The organism is Bifidobacterium coryneforme, assembly GCF_000737865.1.
Classification (GTDB): Bacteria; Actinomycetota; Actinomycetes; order Actinomycetales; family Bifidobacteriaceae; genus Bombiscardovia; species Bombiscardovia coryneformis.
The window spans coordinates 688,626-706,138 of record NZ_CP007287.1 but is presented as its reverse complement, the minus strand read 5'-3'; the positions used below and the strand labels follow the sequence as shown (position 1 = coordinate 706,138).

Annotated in this window: 14 protein-coding genes, 1 other RNA gene and 1 pseudogene; 3 read left to right on the top strand and 13 right to left on the bottom strand. The window is 60.7% G+C overall.

The features are described 5' to 3' along the window. Positions 1-49: 49 nt before the first annotated feature. Both secA and hpf read right to left on the bottom strand, forming a co-directional pair. Positions 50-2,540: pseudogene (gene secA / locus bcor_RS02595) on the bottom strand (preprotein translocase subunit SecA); the annotation flags it as partial. Between the two features lie 280 nt (positions 2,541-2,820). Beyond that, the gene (hpf, locus tag bcor_RS02590; protein WP_033497155.1) at positions 2,821-3,486 is read right to left on the bottom strand and encodes a ribosome hibernation-promoting factor, HPF/YfiA family; all 666 of its coding nucleotides are present in this window, start codon (positions 3,484-3,486) and stop codon (positions 2,821-2,823) included. A 249-nt stretch (positions 3,487-3,735) separates the two neighbouring features. Here hpf and rnpB point away from each other — a divergent pair. Continuing rightward, positions 3,736-4,107: RNase P RNA component class A (rnpB, locus tag bcor_RS07355), an RNA gene on the top strand. 93 nt (positions 4,108-4,200) lie between these two features. Here rnpB and bcor_RS07635 read toward each other — a convergent pair. The 7 genes from bcor_RS07635 to bcor_RS02555 form a co-directional block, all read right to left on the bottom strand. Continuing rightward, complete coding sequence (locus bcor_RS07635) at positions 4,201-4,923, bottom strand: regulatory protein RecX (RefSeq protein ID WP_033497157.1); 723 nt, start codon at positions 4,921-4,923, stop codon at positions 4,201-4,203. 3 nt (positions 4,924-4,926) lie between these two features. Beyond that, a complete protein-coding gene (gene recA, locus bcor_RS02580) occupies positions 4,927-6,102 on the bottom strand; it encodes a recombinase RecA (protein WP_051875619.1) in 1,176 nt (391 codons plus the stop codon). Between the two features lie 180 nt (positions 6,103-6,282). Further along, complete coding sequence (locus bcor_RS02575; RefSeq protein ID WP_033497432.1) at positions 6,283-6,516, bottom strand: DUF3046 domain-containing protein; 234 nt, start codon at positions 6,514-6,516, stop codon at positions 6,283-6,285. Positions 6,517-6,737: 221 nt separating this feature from the next. Next, on the bottom strand, positions 6,738-7,235 hold the full coding sequence (locus tag bcor_RS07630) for a helix-turn-helix domain-containing protein (RefSeq protein WP_033490810.1): 498 nt from the start codon (positions 7,233-7,235) through the stop codon (positions 6,738-6,740). Positions 7,236-7,368: 133 nt separating this feature from the next. After that, complete coding sequence (locus bcor_RS02565; RefSeq protein ID WP_033497159.1) at positions 7,369-7,923, bottom strand: CinA family protein; 555 nt, start codon at positions 7,921-7,923, stop codon at positions 7,369-7,371. A gap of 95 nt (positions 7,924-8,018) precedes the next feature. Beyond that, positions 8,019-8,654, bottom strand: a complete 636-nt coding sequence (gene pgsA, locus bcor_RS02560) for a CDP-diacylglycerol--glycerol-3-phosphate 3-phosphatidyltransferase (RefSeq protein ID WP_033489903.1) — start codon at positions 8,652-8,654, stop codon at positions 8,019-8,021. A gap of 106 nt (positions 8,655-8,760) precedes the next feature. Further along, a complete protein-coding gene (locus tag bcor_RS02555) occupies positions 8,761-11,535 on the bottom strand; it encodes an FtsK/SpoIIIE family DNA translocase (RefSeq protein ID WP_033497161.1) in 2,775 nt (924 codons plus the stop codon). 119 nt (positions 11,536-11,654) lie between these two features. Between bcor_RS02555 and bcor_RS02550 the strand changes: the two genes are divergently transcribed. Then, positions 11,655-12,368: a Fic/DOC family protein gene (locus bcor_RS02550; protein WP_033497163.1), complete on the top strand. Its 714-nt coding sequence runs from the start codon at positions 11,655-11,657 to the stop codon at positions 12,366-12,368. A gap of 98 nt (positions 12,369-12,466) precedes the next feature. Here bcor_RS02550 and bcor_RS02545 read toward each other — a convergent pair whose 3' ends face one another. Genes bcor_RS02545 through miaB form a run of 4 tightly spaced genes read right to left on the bottom strand, consistent with a single transcriptional unit; the run spans position 12,467 to position 16,568 of the window. Further along, a complete protein-coding gene (locus bcor_RS02545) occupies positions 12,467-13,534 on the bottom strand; it encodes an alcohol dehydrogenase catalytic domain-containing protein (protein WP_033497165.1) in 1,068 nt (355 codons plus the stop codon). Beyond that, the gene (locus bcor_RS02540) at positions 13,531-14,070 is read right to left on the bottom strand and encodes a MerR family transcriptional regulator (protein ID WP_081870319.1); all 540 of its coding nucleotides are present in this window, start codon (positions 14,068-14,070) and stop codon (positions 13,531-13,533) included. Before bcor_RS02540 ends, bcor_RS02545 begins: the two co-directional genes overlap by 4 nt. Before the next feature lie 46 nt (positions 14,071-14,116). Next, positions 14,117-15,136, bottom strand: a complete 1,020-nt coding sequence (gene miaA, locus bcor_RS02535) for a tRNA (adenosine(37)-N6)-dimethylallyltransferase MiaA (protein ID WP_033497436.1) — start codon at positions 15,134-15,136, stop codon at positions 14,117-14,119. Positions 15,137-15,140: 4 nt separating this feature from the next. Further along, positions 15,141-16,568, bottom strand: a complete 1,428-nt coding sequence (gene miaB, locus bcor_RS02530) for a tRNA (N6-isopentenyl adenosine(37)-C2)-methylthiotransferase MiaB (protein ID WP_051875618.1) — start codon at positions 16,566-16,568, stop codon at positions 15,141-15,143. A 136-nt stretch (positions 16,569-16,704) separates the two neighbouring features. Between miaB and bcor_RS02525 the strand changes: the two genes are divergently transcribed. Continuing rightward, the gene (locus bcor_RS02525; protein WP_420796643.1) at positions 16,705-17,454 is read left to right on the top strand and encodes a GTP pyrophosphokinase; all 750 of its coding nucleotides are present in this window, start codon (positions 16,705-16,707) and stop codon (positions 17,452-17,454) included. The last annotated feature ends 59 nt before the right edge of the window (positions 17,455-17,513 follow it).

The window sequence follows — 17,513 nt, the reverse complement described above, 5'->3', positions numbered from 1 at the left end:
TGCTTCCGGGCCAACTCCTCAGCCTCCTGGCTGGCGGCAATCTGGGCCAGATCCACATTGAAGAGGAGCTGAACACTCTCCTCCTTGATGGCATCAATCATGGAGTTGTACATCTGATAGCCCTCGCGCTGGTACTCGACCAGAGGATCGCGCTGACCCATACCACGCAGGCCTATACCGTCCTTGAGGTAGTCCATCTCGTAGAGATGCTCACGCCACTTGCTGTCGAGCACGGAGAGGACAACCTGGCGCTCCAGCTGGCGGGTGCCTTTTTCGCCCAGCTCCTCCTCGCGTTCACGGTAGATGCCTTCGGCATCATCAAGGACCTCCGTCAAGAGGGCCTTGACGGCCTTATCGCCCTTGCTGCCTTCCAGGGACTTCATGGTCTCGTCCTGGTCCAGGGTAATCGGATAGACCGAGCCAAGAGCCTTCCAGAGCCCATCGGCATCCCAGTCCTTGGGCTTGTCGGACCCCTTCTGAGCACCCCGAATGTAGGACTCGATGGTCTCCTTGATGAAGCGCATGACATCATCATGGATGTCCTCGCCCTGGAGAACCGCCTGACGCTCGGCATAGATGACCTTGCGCTGCTTGTTCATGACATCGTCATACTTCAACACGTTCTTGCGAATCTCGTAGTTGCGGGACTCGACCGACTTCTGGGCGTTACGCACACCCTTGGAAACGCTCTTGGACTCGATGGGCTCACCCTCGGGCAATCCGGAGGACATGACCCTGGCCACCAGCTGGGTGTTGAAGAGCCGCATGAGGTCGTCCTCCAGGCTCAGGTAGAAGCGGGACTCACCCGGGTCTCCCTGACGGCCGGAACGACCACGCAGCTGGTTATCGATTCTCCGGGACTCATGGCGCTCGGTGCCGAGTACATAGAGTCCGCCGAGATCGACGACCTCCTCGTGCTCGTCCTTCACCTGTTCCTTGACCTTGTCGAGGGTCTGGGGCCAGAGCTTCTCATACTCCTCCGGGGTGTCATCCGGTGAGTATCCCTGCTCCTTGAGCTGCTGGTCGGCCAGGAACTCCACATTGCCGCCCAGCATGATATCGGTACCACGACCGGCCATGTTCGTAGCCACGGTCACGGCGCCCTTACGTCCGGCCACTGCAACAACCGAGGCCTCACGTGCGTGCTGCTTGGCGTTGAGCACCTGGTGGTCGATTCCGGCCACGTCGAGCAGGGAGGAGACCACCTCGGAAGACTCCACGGAGGCGGTGCCCAAGAGGACCGGCTGCCCCTTGGCATGACGCTTGGCCACATCCTTGACGATGGCGGCCAGCTTCTCCTTCTTGGAACGGTAGATCAGGTCGTCCCGGTCCTTGCGGATCATCGGCTTGTTGGTGGGAATCGGGAGCACACCCAGCTTATAGGTGTTCATGAACTCGGCTGCCTCGGTCTCGGCCGTACCGGTCATGCCCGCCAACTTGTCGTACATGCGGAAGTAGTTCTGCAGGGTGATGGTGGCGAAGGTCTGGTTCTCGGCCTTGACCTCGACGCCTTCCTTGGCTTCGATGGCCTGATGAAGACCCTCGTTGTAGCGACGCCCATTGAGCAGACGGCCTGTGTGCTCATCGACAATCAGGACCTCGCCGCGCTGGACCACATAGTCGCGGTCGCGCAGGAAGAGCTCCTTGGCCTTGATGGCGTTGTTCAGGTAACCAATCAGGGCCGTGTTGCCGGGCTCATAGAGGTTGTCGATGCCCAGATAGTCCTCAACCTTGCTGATACCCGGATCCAGGATGCCGACGACCTTCTTCTTCTCGTCGACCTCGTAATCCTCATCCCGGTTCAGTCTTGGGGCCAGTTTGGCGAACTGCCGGTACCAACGGGTCACATCACCATCGGCAGGGCCGGAGATGATCAGCGGGGTACGGGCCTCATCAATCAGGATGGAGTCAACCTCGTCCACGATGGCGAAGTGGTGCCCACGCTGGACCAGGTCGGCCTTGTCCCAGGCCATGTTGTCGCGCAGATAATCGAAACCGAACTCATTGTTGGTTCCATAGGTGATGTCGGCCTCATACTGCTTGCGACGCTCCGCGGGCTTCTGGTCGGTGATGATGCAGCCGACACTCATTCCCAGGAAGCGGAAGATGCGACCCATGAGCTCGCTCTGATAGGAGGCCAGGTAATCATTGACCGTGACCACGTGGACACCCTTGCCCTCCAGGGCATTCAGATAGCTGGGAAGGGTGGCAACCAGAGTCTTTCCTTCGCCTGTCTTCATCTCGGCGATATTCCCCCAGTGCAGGGCGGCCCCACCCATAAGCTGGACATCGAAGTGACGCTGTCCGAGGGTCCTCTTGGAAACTTCACGTACGGTCGCGAAGGCCTCGGGCATCAACGAATCAAGGGACTCACCATTGTCCAGGCGCTCCCTGAACTTCGCCGTCTGGCCCTTCAGTTCTTCGTCATCCATGGCGGAGATCTTGTCCTCCAGGGCGTTTGTCGCGTCGGCGACTCCCTGAAGTTTACGGATCTGCCGTCCTTCACCCATACGAAGGACCTTGTCCAAGACTGCTACCACGTTGCGCTCCCTATACGTTCTTTCAATCCCCCGTCACACCATCATGAGCCGACGGAGGCCCAGACTTCCACCATATTACGCGAACGCACAGATTTTCACCATGCGACCTGCGTCAGCCTCGGCACGGCATCGGCAGGGTACCCGCAAGCCACCCTCAGAGACCCTGTCCCCACTTCGTTTCCATGGCCGTCGGAGACCCCTTGCAGAGGACATGAAAAACCCGCCGACCAGGACTTCCTATCCATCCGTCCGGGACCGGCGGGCCGACAATCGCTACAGCTCACTCCCTGCCGACATGCTCGGGGGTGTCAATCTCAAAGACGCCGTAACTCCACCCGTGCCTGCGGTAGACGACGGAGGGTCGGTTGGTCTCCTTGTTGACGAAGAGGAAGAAGTCATGACCGATCAGCTCCATTTCGTACAGCGCCTCGTCGATGCTCATCGGCTCGGCGATGTGCAACTTCCTGCGAATGACGATCGGGGTGTCCCCGACCTGGACCTCGACAGCCTCTCCTGGCCCGAGGTCGGATGCCACGGCATCCTGTGCACTGTTGTCCGGTTCCGGTGCCGCCACGTCTTGTGGGCGAGGCGTCTCCGCAAGCGGCACTTCGAGCGGCAGGGGGGCATGGTCCAGACCACGCCGGTGGTCCTTGCGCCGATCACGTGTGCGACGCAGACGCTGTGTCAATTTGTCTATCGCCATATCGAAGGCACTGAACTCGTCGGCGCTGGAAGCCTCAGCACGAATCACCGTCTTGCCGGCCTGAACGGTCAGCTCAACCCGCTGTGCGCTGTCGGCCTGGCGAGGATTGCCTTCATGGGTCAGCATGACCTGGATACGCTGAGCATCAGGAGCTATGGCCGTTACACGATTCATCTTGCTCTCGACGACATCACGGAACCGCTGCTTGATCTGGGTATGACGTCCGGTAATGACGATCTCCATGAGAATCTCCTTGCACTCGTAAGCGGTCAACCCGCTTGTGCGACGGTGAGGGAAAGTCACCGTCGACTGTCAATTCGATTGTAGCTGAAAGAAGCAGGCATTTGCTGATTGCAGGCTCACATTTGCATGTAGGCAATCTGAGTCCATTGGTCCGGTTCCTTGCATTCAGACCCGCTGCCGAAGGTTGCCCGCCCTCCAATCGACGAACCGGGGTGGCGACGGTCCCTCAGGTGGGATAAGCTGACCCCTCGAGACCTCTCGATGGCCGCGGCCATTCCTCTCGGGAATGGCTGAGGAACTTCCGGGCTCCATAGAGCACGATGGCGGATAACGTCCGCCCAGGGCGACCTGAGAGATAGCGCAACAGAGAACAGACCGCCTGCCCCTGGGGCAGGTAAGGGTGAAACGGCGGTGTAAGAGACCACCGGGCCGCTGGTAACAGCGGTCGCATGGCAAGCCTCATCGGGAGCAAGGCCAAGCAGAAGGCATTTAGGGGCTGCTCGTCCCGCCTTCGGGTAGGCCGCTAGAGCCTGGCGGTAACGTCAGGTCGAGATGGATGGCCATCCTCCTGTCGGACTCCGACGGATGACAGAACCCGGGGTATATGAGAGGTCTCATCCCACTTCATGCAGGGAACACGGCAGACACATGCCGCCATTGCGACCATTCCCATCACGTATCCGCCGAATAATCAAAGCCTACGGGGCGAGACTTTCACACGTCCGTATCGGAGTCGGCCAGGAGGTCATTGGCCACCTGGGTCAGGAGGGATGGGTTATGTCCCTTCCGGGAACCGGCACCCCAGAGGCGACGCCTGCGGATGTCGGGAGCGAGACCCTCTGTCCGCTTGGCAACCTTGCGACCCAGCTCATAGGCCGAGTCGACAAAGAGACCTTCTTCGGCAGCCCGCGCTATGACATCCTCCGACAGTGAGCGGTCAAGACCCTTTCGGGTCATCTCGTTGAGGGTGCCTCGCTCCCCCATGGTGCGGTGGAGGCACGAGCGGAGGAGGTCCTGAGCATATCTGCGGTCATCAAGAAGCCCCAGCTGGGTAAGTCTGGTTATGACCTGCTCGATGGTAGGTCCAGTAAACCCCTTGTTGGACAGACGCTGGGCCAGGGTTCCGCTGGACCGGGCCGAGGCATCCAGCAGGGTCAAGGCCGCCTCGCGGCAGGCATCCACACTGTCCGCATCAGGCCGAACCTCCTTGGCAGCCATATCGCTGGCACCAAAGCCTCCAGCCTTGGGCTGATGAACCGGATAAGCACGCCTGCCTTTGCGCTTGAATCTGGTTCGGCCCCTCTCCTGGCTGTCGATACGATTACCCTGGTCGCGGCTATCTCCGTCCCCGTCCTGAGCAGGAGCGCCAGGTTCCGGCTCCCCTGTTTCGGGGAGCCGGATCGGATTGGACTTAAGGAAGTCCTCTGCCGAAATCATCGATCATGCGGCCTGGGCCGTCATAGGGGCACCCTTACCCGGGTCCGCCTTGGCTGCTGACCCTGCAGCCGCCAAGGAACCGGCATCACCAGGCACGGACTTGCCTCCGTCCACGGATTGTTCGTCCCCCTTGGGCTCGGTCGCGAGTCCGAAAGCGGCCTTGACCTTATCTTCAATTTCCTTGGTCAGACCAGGATTATCCTTAAGGAACTGACGAACATTCTCTCGTCCCTGACCCAACTGATCGCCCTCATAGGTGAACCAGGATCCGGACTTCTTGATGATATTGGTCTCCAAGGCCATGTCAAGAACCGAGCCCTCCTCGGAGATGCCCTCACCGTACAGAATGTCGAACTCCGCAATCTTGAAGGGCGGAGCCATCTTGTTCTTGACCACCTTGACCTTGGTCCTGTTGCCGACTGCCTCGTCCCCGTTCTTCAGGGTCTGAATGCGACGGATATCGAGACGAACAGAGGAATAGAACTTCAGCGCCTTACCACCCGTGGTGGTCTCCGGGCTGCCGAAGAAGACTCCGATCTTCTCTCTGAGCTGGTTGATGAAGATGGCCGTGGTATTGGCCTGGGACAGGGCACCCGTCATCTTACGCAGGGCCTGGCTCATCAGCCTGGCCTGGAGACCGACGTGGCTGTCGCCCATATCGCCTTCGATTTCGGCCTTGGGGACCAGGGCGGCCACCGAGTCGATGACGATGATGTCCAAGGCGCCGGAACGAATCAGCATGTCCGCAATCTCAAGGGCCTGCTCACCATTGTCGGGCTGGGAAACAATCAGGGAGTCGGTATCGACGCCCAACTTCCGGGCATATTCAGGATCCAGGGCGTGCTCGGCATCAATGAAGGCCGCCACTCCCCTGTTGGCCTGGGAATTGGCCACTGCGTGTAGTGCCAGGGTTGTTTTGCCGGAGGATTCGGGACCGTATATCTCCACGATGCGCCCACGGGGCAGCCCCCCGATGCCAAGAGCCATGTCAAGAGCCAGGGAGCCGGTGGGAATGACCTCGACATCCTGGGCGGGCTTGTCTCCCAGGCGCATGGCCGAACCCTTGCCGAAGTTCTTCTCAACCTGTGCGAGGGCGGTGTTCAAGGCTGCCTGACGACGGGGATCGATTCCGTCCTCCTGCTCCTTCTTCGCCTTGCCACTGTTGCTCTGTCGTGCCATATGGCTCTCCTTTTCCATAACGTCCTTACGAACCTCATGCTATCCGTCTCAAATCTCCCGGGAGGAGATCCCGACCAATGTGGTCGAACGAGCAGATGACACCCGAATCATCTGTATGACAGTATAACCTGCCATGCGAACAAATGTTCGAAACCTCTTCGACAGGGGAACCAGATCCAATCAGACGGCCGGCATTGGCGGGGCGTTGTGGTCCCTTCCCCACCGGCGCGAATCGGGAATCTCCATCTGGTCACAGAGAACGTTCCAGACCACGCGGGGCTCCACCCCTTCGCCGAGCGCCTCCACCACAGTCATGGAGTCCAGTCGATCCAGCCGCTGGTCCCAAGCCAGGCTGCGCCCATAGACACGGCCGAAGACTTCCTCCAAGAGTTGCCAGAACTCCCGTTCACGCACAAAGACCACCTCCGCTTCAACTTTCTTCCAGCCCCGGGACCAAGGCGAACAACCCCGGAAACATGGAATGGCGCCCGGACCTTACGGACCGGACGCCACACTCATATTGGACAATCCTCAAGCCAACCCGAATCAGTACAGAGCAGAAATACAGCCGGGTCGATTCATCACGGCAGGTCAGCAGCAAGCCGACGGGAGCTGTCAGTCAACAATCCCGGAGCTCACTCCTGGGTCGATTCCAGGTAGTCGGCAACCATACGCAGGGTCTGGGGAACACCCAGACCCAGTGCCTCGGCGATGGAGCTGAGCAACTCGGAACTGGCCTCCTTCTGGCCTCGTTCCACCTCGGACAGGTACCCCAAGGAGACACCTGCCTTTTCGCTTACCTCGCGCAGGGTCTTGTGATCATTGGTGCGAAGCTCACGCAACACGTGCCCCAGTGCCTCACGCAGGGAAACCGTGTGCGAAACCGTCTGGGTCTCCTTTACCGAAGAGGCACGCTGCCTACCCGCCTCCATACCGTCTTCTTCCATCCACATCTTGTTCAGGCTGGCCTGGCGTTCTTCCTTGGCCTTCTTGGCGGCCCGGGCTTTGACCACCTGCTGCTGGGCGAAAACCACAGCCCGGCGCTGTGCAGGGGTCAGATCACGAACGCGGGCTTTGCACTCCGTCGCCGACGCTGCCGGCTTGGCGTCATACCTCGTATCATTCCTCGTCATCACGGTCTCGGTGCTGGCCATTGCAGCCCCTTTCGCAACTTCCTGCTTTTCGTATTCAATTACACAAGAACCAACCGGCACACCGGGGGATTATTCCAGCGGATGAACCGGACGGCGTTATCTGTGACCAAGGTCACGTATAGAGCATCAGAGTCTTGTTCAGTCTATCAAGCACCCGCATGACCGTTTCCCTTCTGACCTGCTCCCGGTCGCCTTCCAGGTGAAGCTCATAGGACAGGGTCCGGTAATCGTCGACCAGTTCACGGTGGACGGCCGTCGGCTCGATCAGCCGCCTGGGCAGCGCATACCCGATGTACACCAAGCCGGCAGGGTTGTCTCCATCAGGGCCGGGACCGGCAACCCCCGTGGTGGCCATGCCGATGACCCTGCCCTCGTAGTCATACTGGGTGTATAAACGGGCCGTTCCCAGAGCCATCTCCTCGGCCACTCGGGGATGGACCGCACCATGCATCTTGAGGAGATTCGGATTGACACTCAGAACGGAGGCCTTTGCGGCGATGTCATAGGTAACGGAGGACCCCAGAAAGACATCGGAGGCACCGGGAATCCTGACGAAGGCATCCGCCAAAAGCCCTCCTGTCAGCGACTCGGACGCAGCCAGGTAAAACCGGGAGTCTCGGCAGATGTCGATGACCCTGCCGGCCAGGTCATCGCAGCAATCCTGCATTCCAGTGTTCATCGGTCACCTCGCTACCCCAGGAAGAGCCGGGCCATACGTCGGACCAGGCCTGGGGCTATGCCTCACTATACCTCCGGCGTCCTTTATGAACGGGAAGAGGCCGCCCGCGATCCGCTACCGTAAACCCCTGCCAGATACTCTCCACCCGAATAGAGGCAGAGCACCAGGGCCAGGATGATGACCGCCCGCGTGATGGGCAGATACCAGGACCAGGACGACCCCAGGGGCACCATCAGCATCCCCAGACCCAGACACTGGAAGAGGGTCTTGTACTTGCCCGAATTGGAGGCGGCGATGACCGTCCCCCGCTTGTTGACCACCATGACCCTGAGCAGGGTGATGCCGATTTCGCGGACAAGGAAGAGGATGGTGACCCACCACCAGATTTCATGGTGGAGGGCGGCGATGATCAAAGCGGAACAGACCAGGAGCTTGTCAGCTATGGGATCCATCAGCTTGCCCAGCTCGGTGACCTGGTTATAGCGGCGGGCCATCCAGCCATCGAGTTTATCGGTCGAAGCGGCAATGATGAAGAGCACCGCCGCGGTCCAGCGCAGCCCCATATCAGCCTGCCCCCAGTCACCTGCCATGATGTCGAGGATGATGAAGACGATGACCAGCAGAATCCGGGTATAGGTGACCAGGTTGGGAGGGCTATTCCACCCGTCGAGAAGCGAGTGCTTCCCACCAGAGGTCGTAGACTCGGCATGCTCCTGCATTACCACTCCTTATTCGCAGCTCGTTTCATAGCCTTGCACGCGTCCCAGTGCCATGCTGTAGTGCCATCCTAACGGTAGACCACTCCATGCCTGACCTGGTTTAAGTTCAGCCATCCGCTTGCCCGTCGTCCTCGGAATCGGCCTGGGCCGGACCGATGGCCGCCTGATCGCCTCTGATGAAGGCCAGGGCCTCCTGAAGTTGGGATGGTTGTATCAGCACCTCACGGGCCTTGGACCCCTCGGAGGGTCCGACGATTCCCCTGGACTCCAAAAGATCCATGAGTCGGCCGGCCCTGGCAAAGCCCACGCGGAGTTTGCGCTGAAGCATGGAGGTGGAGCCGAATTGGGTGGTCACCACCAACTCCGCAGCCTGGAGGAGCTCGTCCATGTCGTCGCCGATCTCCTCCTGGATCTCGCTCTTCTTCTCCGCCGTATCGGCCATCTGCTCGATGTCCTCGCGGTAGTGGGGCTTGCGCTGGGTGCGCACATAGTCGACCGCCCTGCGGATTTCGGACTCGGAGACCCAGGCACCCTGGACACGGGTCGGCTTGGCCTGACCCATGGGCAGGAAGAGGGCATCGCCCTGTCCAATCAGGGTCTCGGCCCCGGTGGCATCCAGGATGACCCGGGAATCCGTGGAGGACGAGGTGGCGAAGGCCAGACGGGATGGAATGTTGGCCTTGATAAGACCGGTCACCACGTCGACCGAAGGGCGCTGGGTGGCCAGAATCAGGTGGACACCGGCCGCACGTGCCAGCTGGGTGATGCGCTGGATGGAACTCTCCACATCATTCTTGGCGACCATCATCAGGTCGGCCATCTCGTCCACCACCACGACCAGGTATGGGTACGGCGCCACCTTCCGGTTGGATCCGGCCGGGGCATGGACCTTGCCTTCACGTACCGCCTTGTTGAAGTCCTTGACATGGCGGAAGCCGAAGAACTGGAGGTCGTCGTACCGGGCATCCATCTCCTTGACCACCCACTCCAGGGCCTGGGCAGCCTTTTTGGGGTCGGTGATGATCGGGGTCAGCAGATGGGGAATACCCGCATAGGCGCTGAGCTCCACACGTTTGGGGTCGACCATGATGAGGCGGACCTGCTCCGGGGCGGCCCTCATGATGAGTGAGACGAGCATGGAGTTGATGAAGCTGGACTTGCCTGAACCCGTGGCGCCAGCCACCAGAAGGTGGGGCATCTTGGTCAGATCAGCCGTGACATAATGCCCTTCAACGTCCTTGCCGACGGCCGTCATCATCGGATTGTCGTCACTCCTGGCCTGGTCCGAACGCAGGACATCACCCAAATGGACAATCTCACGGTCCACGTTGGGAATCTCAATGCCGATGGCAGACTTGCCGGGTATGGGAGAGAGTATCCGCACATCTGAACTGGCCACAGCGTAGGCAATGTTGCGTTGAAGATTGGTGACCTTCTCGACCTTGACACCCGGGCCCAGCTCAACCTCATATTGGGTGACGGAGGGGCCGCGCAGGAAACCCACCACCTTGGCATCGATGTCGAACTGGCGGAACGTGGATTGCAGGGCCTTGATGACATTGTCGTTGGCCTGGGTCCTGACCGCATGGGGCTTCCCCTTGGAGAGAAGGTCGGGACTGGGCAGAACATAGGGACGGGATTCGTCGATCGGCTCGGCCGCGCTTTCCGGTTCCTCCGGGGAATCCTCCCCGTCCGCAACGGCCCGCGAATCGACCTTACCGAACTGAGCGGTATCGGCTGCGGCAGCCGCAGCAGCCCACGGGTCCGAAGCCCCCACCCCGGACAGGGCAGCAGGGCTCACCTGCAGCTGCCTTGTGGAGGAATCGACACCCGAATCACCATCGTGATCCAAAGAATCCGTCTCATCGACGGTTCCTCCGTTCATTGGCATGCCACCCATCTCGGGGTAATCGGCATCAGCCGAAGCTCCATAGGGGTCACCATCGGTGCCGTCAGGTAGATTGGCCGCCTGAGTAAAGGGATCATCGGCCTCGTAGTGCTCAAGGCGGTCATCATCCCCGCCAGACTTCCTACGACGGAAGAGGCGCTGGAACCAATTCCCCCCGGCGGATGCCTTGTCGTCTTCACCATCCTGACCACGCCCGTCATGGGTGGGGACGCCCGGGGCCATGTCCAGCGTGCCATCGTCGAATCTGACCTCGTTGGGATAGGCCTCGGTCTCCGCATCGTCCGAAGCGGTCTCACCCTTCCCATCGGAAAAGGCACGGACCCAGTCGAAGATGTCCCTGACATGAACCTGGAAAATCAACAGTAGGGCAAAGATGGCCACGATGACGAAGAAAATGGCTGCGAAGGTCTTGGAAAGACCCCAGGCCAGGGGCGACCCCAAGGCAAAACCAAGCAGGCCGCCGGAGGCTGTGACCGCCTGGAAGTCAAAACCGCGCTGGTCCGAAACCATGATGACGTCCAGAATCGAGCAGACCGACCAGAGGAGGACGAAGAGGCCACCGACCACATGGATGTTGCCGGATTCATGACCGGAGTACCTTACCAGCCGGTAGGCCACGATAAGAAGGACCACAGGCAGAATGACGCTGCACAACCCCAGGGATCCGGCAGCCACCACGTGCAGACCGCGCCCCAGGAATCCATCGACACGGAACCACTCGCTGGCGCAGAAGAACACCGCCAGGATGACCAGGATGAAACAGATGCCATCCTTGCGATATGCCGGATCATACTCATCACCGGTCTGGCCGCGAATCAGGGAGCCGATCCCCCTGGGCAAGGCAAGCAGGACCTTGTGCCATAAGGCTTCCTGGGGTTGATCCGACCCTGATGACCGGCCTGCGCTCTTGGTGCCTCCGGACTTCGACGACCCGGACCGGCCCTTCCTGTCTGTGTCTTGCTTTCGTGTCATAACGCCTTTCAGACTACCCAATACCCCACCCCACCGCTTGACGTCCAGCCAGCGTCCACAAAGAATTCAGACGGGTCATCCGGTGGCGAGGCAGGACGGGCGGTACTAGCATCGGTGGCATGACACCCGCCGAACGCGAGAGCGCAATCGCCTTCGCCCGCCGCAACCTTCTTATTGACGGATTGAGACCCAGTACGCATGCCATGGGTATGGCGGCAGCATATTCAGCGGGAAACATCGACGACGATGCTCTGATTGCACAGACCGGCAGCCAAACCACGGATATTGCCACCGACACCGTCTTCATTGCAACCATCCTGGTCTGCCGCCGACCTTGGGCGCCCACTTGCGACCTGGAAGAGCTCAGGGCCATCCACACCCGCCTCTTCGGACGGCTCGGCCCCTGGGCAGGTCGCCTGCGCGCCGCCGATGAGGCTTCACCACAGCCGGAAGGCTACTTCCCCGCCGGCCTCCTGAACCAGGGAGCCGCAAGCATCGGTGGTGGTCTGGCCGCAGAGCGGAACCTGACCAGCATGGACAGGCCGGATTTCGTCGACAGGCTGGCCTACTACTACGACGAGCTGGGCTTCCTTCACCCCTTTGACAGGGGCAACGCCATGACCCTGCGCGTATTCACATCCCGCCTGGCCCATGATGCCGGATGGGATCTGGACTGGGGCTCGGTGGACCGCCGCACCTATCAGGAGGCCACCCACCGGGCATATCTGGGCGACATATCGGGACTCAAGTCCCTCTTCGCCACCATCATCAGGCCGGTCAACCCGACCAGGATCTTCCTCATCGCCGGTTGGGATCAGGGACCCGCCCACTGATTTCCTGGTCGGACCTACCCACGACACACATGCGCAGACAGTCGCGGAAACAGGTAGACGGGCACAGGCCGCCGGGACACGGCAATTCGGTAATCGGGTCAGACCTCACTGACCTTGAGCAGGGATTTGATTGCCCTGCGCTGGTCCATGACCCGGTAGGCGTCATGAATCTGCTCCAGTCCGAAGTCTGCCGTAAAGACACGTCCCGGATTGATTTTCCCTTCAAGGACCCTGTCCAGAAGCCCGTTCATGTCATAGGTGCGCACCGTGGCAGGGCCGCCACGCACACCGATGTTGCGGTAGAAGGTCTCCTGCGCCGGGATGGTCACCCCATGGGGAACCCCTACCCTGCCCACAATGGCACCAGGACGGGCCATGGCGAAAGCGCTCTCGTTGGATTCCTTGGTACCCACGCATTCCAGGACGACATCGGCACCATACCCGCCGGTCAACTCCATGACACGACGCACACCCTCATCGCCGCGCTCGGCAATGATATCGGTGGCACCGAAGATCTTGGCCAACTCCTGCCTGTCCTCATGGCGACTCATGGCCACAACCCTGCCAGCCCCACGCATGCCAGCGGACAGAACCGCACAGAGGCCCACGGCACCATCGCCGATGACAACGACCATATCGCCCTGCCCCACCTCGGCACTTACCGCTGCGTGGTACCCGGTGGCCATCACGTCGGAAAGGGTCAACAGGGATGCCAGCATCTCTTCGGAGAAACCGCGCGCACGTTCCACTCCACCCGGAACCACCACCAGGGTCCCGTCAGCCTGGGGCACACGCAGATACTCGGCCTGGGCCCCCATACCCGGCTCGCCCCCGAAGAACCCGCCGTTGGGACAAGCCGATTCGAATCCTGCCTTGCAGATCGGGCAGCGGCCGCAACTGAAGGGGAAGGGAACGATGACGAAATCCCCCTTACGGACAGTGGCGACCTGGTCGCCGACCTCTTCGACGACACCTATGGCCTCATGACCCAGGGTGCTGCCGGGGGCGTTGGTGGTCAGCCCACGGTAGTACCAGAGGTCCGAACCGCAGACACAGGCCCGAACAACACGGACCACCACATCGGACGGCTCCTGAATCTCCGGCTTCGGAACATCCCTGACCACTAGACCGTCAGCCCCGGCCCCCTCGAAAATCACAGCCTTCATGATTGCCTTCCCCCTTCTGCCGGCTTATCTTCGACCGGCCGTTCCATGTTTGCCTTTTTGACCACACTGCACCGGGCCGCCTCGATGATGGAGGAGCCCTGGTCGAGAATCTGTGCCGCGCCATGCTCATCATGGTCTCGGATGTGCTGCCAGTACCGGACCTTGACCTCAACATAGCGACGTTGCGCCTGAAGGCGCTCAATCTCCGCATCCAGACGACGACCCTGTTCGGCCATCAATTCCATCTGCCGCCCGGCCCGCTCGGAACCGTGGCTCTGGTTGGCCAGATACTCCTTCATGTTCTCCAGCGACATGCCCGTGGCGCTGAGGCAGGAGACCGTCAGCAACAGGTCGATATCACCGTCGTTATAAGAGCGGTGACCACTGGAGGGATCCCTGGCGATGGGCGGAATCATGCCGATGGGCTCGTAGTATCTGAGCGTGGACTCCGGTAGGCCCGTCATCAGGGAGGTCTGTCGAATCGTGTACCACCGAGGAGCGCCCGATGGTGGTTCAACTTCCGTGGTGCTTGTCATATTCGCCACCCTATGAACTTCAAGCACTTGAAGTCAACACTGGGAGTCAGATGGATTCCCCGTCCAGAGAACCCAGAGGATGCCGGGTACCGTAAAGGCCTTCGTCCTGGTCCGCCTCACGGTCGGCTCCGTCGAAATCGCCATTGTCCGCCTGGTCCACCAGGTCCAATGCCCGACGGGTCAGATCGGGCGCCAGGGCATTCAACCAGTGGATCCTGGGGTCACGCCCGAACCACCCCATCTGCTTTCGGGCCAGACGCTTTGTCTTCTGGGCTATCAGGGAGAAGGCATCATCAAGATCGGTGCGTCCATCAAGATAGTCCTCCACCTGGGGGTACCCAAGTGCACGGGCTGCAGTGGTACCCAGATTGCCGCGAAGCCGACGGACCTCACCCACCAGGTCGTTGCGGCGCATGGCTTCGGTCCTGGCATCTATACGTCTGTCCAGCTCCTCCCGGTCCAGGTCCAGACCGATCTGGACAGCCGGCAGGAGGTAACGGTACCGGGGCAGGGTGGCGGAATAGGGACGACCTGTAATCTCCATGACCTCAAGGGCCCGGACCGTGCGCCGCACGTTTCGTGGGTCCATCCGAGCCGCCGCCCGGGGGTCCTTCTCCTCCAGCTCTTTGAACAGCAGACCGGCCCCCTCCTTCTCCGCCCGCTCCTCGATGCGGGACCGTACCGCCTGGTCGGTCCCGGGAAAGGACAGGTCATCGATGACGGCACGGGTATAGAGACCCGAACCACCCACCAGGATGGGCCTGACACCGCGCTCCCGCAAATCGTCTATCAGGCCCCTGGCCATCTCCTGGAATCGGGCCACGCTCATGGTTTCCCGGGGTTCGATTACATCGACCAGATGGTGGGGTACGGCGGCACGTTCCTCGGCCGTGGGTTTGGCCGTACCCACATCCATCCCCCGGTACATCTGGTAGGCATCGGCATTGATGATCTCGGCCTGTTCACCTCGTTGGCGCAGGGCCAGGGCAAGGGCCACCCCCAGACCCGTCTTGCCAGAGGCGGTAGGACCAACGATGGAAACGATGCGGAGTCCCCCGCCGCCCATTCCCTCACCTGACTTCATAGACCTGCCCGGCTTCCGGATCGGGGTCGGCAACAAGGTAGTGGGGACCGCAATCCGTAACGGTGCAGGTGACCAGGTCTCCGACCTTGGGCTCCGGGAACCCCTGAGGCCTGCCGACATGGACCAGGACACCCGTTCGCTCGCGCCCGGTCAGTCTATGGGTGGTCCGATCGTGGCGACCGTGGCCTCCTTCAATCAGGACCTCCACCTGCCTGCCGACAAAGCCACGCATCTGCTCCTGGGTGATTGCCTCCTGAAGGGATTGGAGACGTTCGAACCTGTCATGAACGACCTCCCTGGGCAACTGTTCCATCCCCGCGGCAGGGGTGCCGGGCCTGGGCGAGTACTCGAAGATGAAGGCGGATGAGAATCTAGCCTCTTCCACCACCCGCATGGTCTCCTGAAAATCCTCCTCGGTCTCACCCGGGAAGCCGACGATGATGTCGGTGCTGATCTGAGCATCGGGCATGACCTGGCGGACCTTGTCAAGGATGGACATGAAGCGCCCGGACCTGTATGAGCGGCGCATGGCCCTCAAAACCCGATCGGACCCTGACTGGAGAGGCATGTGCAGCTGATGCATGACGTTGGGTGTCTGGGCCATGGCGAGAATCACGTCATCGGTGAATGCAGCCGGATGGGGCGAGGTGAACCTGACCCGTTCAAGCCCATCGATCCGCCCGCAAGCCCTGAGTAGCTTGGAGAAGGCGAACCTGTCGCCTACAGACCAACCATAAGAGTTGACATTCTGCCCAAGGAGGGTGACCTGCCGCGCCCCTCCGTCGACACAGCGTCGGATCTCCCCCAAAACGTCATCCATGGACCGGTCCCGCTCCCTGCCACGTACAGCGGGGACGATGCAGAAGGTGCAGGTGTTGTTGCAGCCGACGGAAATGGAGACCCAGGCCTGCGAGCGCGATGCACGCACCGTCGGCAACTGGCTGGGAAAGACCATGAGGTCATCCACGACCTCCACCTGGGAACGCTCCGTCTCCTCGGCCTTCGCAAGCAATCCAGGTAAAGCGCCGATGTTCTTGGTTCCGAATACCGCATCAACCCAGGGGGCCGTTTCCGCGATCCGGTCCCTGTCCTTCTGGGCCATGCACCCGCCCACGGCGATCCGGGTATCGGGCTTGTGCTGTTTGAAGCGACGCCAACGCCCTATGGTCCCGTACATCCGCTGTGTGGCGTTGTCGCGCACTGCACAGGTGTTGAGCACCATCACGTCCACCTCACGGCGTTCCACCTGCTCAAGGCTGGCCGGCCTGTATCCCTGGGCCTCCAGGACCCCGGCGATGCGTTCGGAATCATGCTCGTTCATCTGGCATCCCAAGGTATGCACGTAGTAGACGCCACGATCGGCCACTCCCCCGTCCATGACCTTGGAGGGTTCCACGCTCTGTCCTGTCCTCATAAGCCCTGATTGTATCCACAGACGACGTCCAGGAAACCATCACGGCATGTGCGTACCATTGGGGTGTTCCTATTCAAGGACTGCTTGGGAGGTTTGCGTGATACTCGACCGGAACAGCACCATGAGCGCATCCGAAATGAGGCAACGCCTTTCGGACCTTGACGAAAAGGAACGCCCCAGACTGAGCAAGGACGACATCGTTGAATTCGTCAACCTCATGCAGACCTATGAAGGTGCCATGTATGAGATTTCCACCAAACTGGATGTACTCGACACCGAATTCCAGGTCAGGTTCAGCCACAACCCCATCCACCACATGGAGCGCAGACTGAAGAGCGTGGATTCCCTGATAGGCAAGCTCCACCGCAAGGACCTGCCGGTCTCGATCGAATCCGTTCGCGACCATATCTTCGATGTGGCCGGGGTCAGGGTCATCTGCAACTACCGCGACGACGTCTATTCGGTCTCCCGCTACCTTTCGGACCAGTCCGACATCCAGGTGCTCCGGGTCAAGGACTACATCCGCAACCCCAAACAGAACGGATACAGGTCCCTCCATGTCATTTACGCGGTGCCGGTCTTTTTGACCTCCGGTCCCCACTACACCCCGGTCGAGGTGCAGTTCAGAACGATCGCCATGGATTACTGGGCCTCTCTTGAGCACCAGCTCCGGTACAAGTCGGATCTGCCGGACAACCGCCTGGCTGAGCACTCCCAGACACTGCTGGATTGCTCTCGGTCCCTGCAGAACATAGAGGTACAGATGCAGTCCATCCACCGCGACATCTCGGGATCACCGCAGGAACAGGAGTCGGACGATGCCACCATCCGTGCGGCCAAGTCCAATCTTGCCAACGGATTCGATACAGGTTTCGACGGGAACTGAACCAGCCCATCCTTGGCAGGCCCCGTCCGCATGTGTCCGGAAGCACCGAATCCGGGACC

Bases quoted from the DNA above. Each gene is read 5' to 3' on its own strand.
- bcor_RS02540 (WP_081870319.1), bottom strand. From the start codon at position 14,070: ATGACAAGCACCACGGAAGTTGAACCACCATCGGGCGCTCCTCGGTGG.
- bcor_RS02565 (WP_033497159.1), bottom strand. From the start codon at position 7,923: ATGCAGGATTGCTGCGATGACCTGGCCGGCAGGGTCATCGACATCTGC.
- bcor_RS07635 (WP_033497157.1), bottom strand. From the start codon at position 4,923: ATGATTTCGGCAGAGGACTTCCTTAAGTCCAATCCGATCCGGCTCCCC.
- bcor_RS02525 (WP_420796643.1), top strand. From the start codon at position 16,705: ATGAGGCAACGCCTTTCGGACCTTGACGAAAAGGAACGCCCCAGACTG.
- recA (WP_051875619.1), bottom strand. From the start codon at position 6,102: ATGGCACGACAGAGCAACAGTGGCAAGGCGAAGAAGGAGCAGGAGGAC.
- pgsA (WP_033489903.1), bottom strand. From the start codon at position 8,654: ATGCAGGAGCATGCCGAGTCTACGACCTCTGGTGGGAAGCACTCGCTT.
- bcor_RS07630 (WP_033490810.1), bottom strand. From the start codon at position 7,235: ATGACGAGGAATGATACGAGGTATGACGCCAAGCCGGCAGCGTCGGCG.
- bcor_RS02545 (WP_033497165.1), bottom strand. From the start codon at position 13,534: ATGAAGGCTGTGATTTTCGAGGGGGCCGGGGCTGACGGTCTAGTGGTC.
- miaA (WP_033497436.1), bottom strand. From the start codon at position 15,136: ATGGGCGGCGGGGGACTCCGCATCGTTTCCATCGTTGGTCCTACCGCC.
- miaB (WP_051875618.1), bottom strand. From the start codon at position 16,568: ATGAGGACAGGACAGAGCGTGGAACCCTCCAAGGTCATGGACGGGGGA.
- bcor_RS02550 (WP_033497163.1), top strand. From the start codon at position 11,655: ATGACACCCGCCGAACGCGAGAGCGCAATCGCCTTCGCCCGCCGCAAC.
- bcor_RS02555 (WP_033497161.1), bottom strand. From the start codon at position 11,535: ATGACACGAAAGCAAGACACAGACAGGAAGGGCCGGTCCGGGTCGTCG.
- hpf (WP_033497155.1), bottom strand. From the start codon at position 3,486: ATGGAGATCGTCATTACCGGACGTCATACCCAGATCAAGCAGCGGTTC.